This window comes from Rhodobacter sp. P1_C2 (genome assembly GCF_056406375.1).
Genome location: NZ_JBFUAG010000039.1, coordinates 1 through 768 on the forward strand (window position 1 = coordinate 1; position 768 = coordinate 768).

Consider the following 768-nt stretch of genomic DNA (forward strand, 5'->3'; position numbering starts at 1 on the left):
GTAAGCGGTGCGACGGCCCCGTGGTTCCGGGGCGAAGGTCTTTCGGGCATGCCGCGTAAGCGGTGCGACGGCCCCGTGGTTCCGGGGCGAAGGTCTTTCGGGCATGCCGCCCTGCAACTGAGTTTGCAGGAGTTTGGCAGTGGAACACCAAAATGAGCACCGGATGGAGGTTCCCAGTCGCAAGGGAGTTTCGCGCATCGAGGTTCTGGATGGGCCAACCGGGCGGCGGCGTTGGCCGGATGATCTGAAGGCACGGGTTGTGGCCGAGAGCCTGGCTCCCGGGGCGCGTGTTTGTGATGTGGCCGAGAAGTATGGGTTGATCGCCCGGCATCTTTCGCAGTGGCGTGGTCTTGCCCAGAAGGGGAAGCTTGTCCTGCCCGCCGATGGTGCCCCCAGTTTCGTGCCGCTTGTGGTCGAGCCTGTGGCTGTGCCCGGTCCTGACATCGTGAAGACCGATTGCGCGGTGATCCGGGTCGAGATCGCCGGTGCGGTGCTGCATGTCGCGCCAGACTGCAGCCCGGAACGTGCAGCGGCCTTGGCGGCTGCGTTGAAGAGGGCCCTGTGATCTTCCCGGATCAGTCGGTTCGGATCGTGATCGCGACCAAGCCCGTCGACTTCCGCAAGGGACACGATGGGCTGGCCGCTATGGCGCATGCCGAGCTGGGCTTTGCGCCCAAGGCGGGGGTAATGGTGGTGTTCAGGTCAAAGCGTGGCGACAGGATCAAGGTTCTGTTCTGGGACGGCAGTGGGATCGTGATGATCTACATG

Annotated in this window: 2 protein-coding genes; both read left to right on the forward strand. The window is 64.1% G+C overall.

The genetic code is table 11. The features are described from left to right. The first annotated feature begins 163 nt into the window (after positions 1-163). Positions 164-565 (forward strand): transposase, encoded by a 402-nt coding sequence (locus AC1DZT_RS25320; RefSeq protein WP_478002997.1) that lies wholly within the window; start codon positions 164-166, stop codon positions 563-565. Continuing rightward, positions 562-768: IS66 family insertion sequence element accessory protein TnpB (gene tnpB, locus AC1DZT_RS25325; protein WP_478009415.1), on the forward strand; the 207-nt coding region annotated here is incomplete at its 3' end. The genes AC1DZT_RS25320 and tnpB, both read left to right, overlap by 4 nt.

Bases quoted from the DNA above. Each gene is read 5' to 3' on its own strand.
- AC1DZT_RS25320 (WP_478002997.1), top strand. From the start codon at position 164: ATGGAGGTTCCCAGTCGCAAGGGAGTTTCGCGCATCGAGGTTCTGGAT.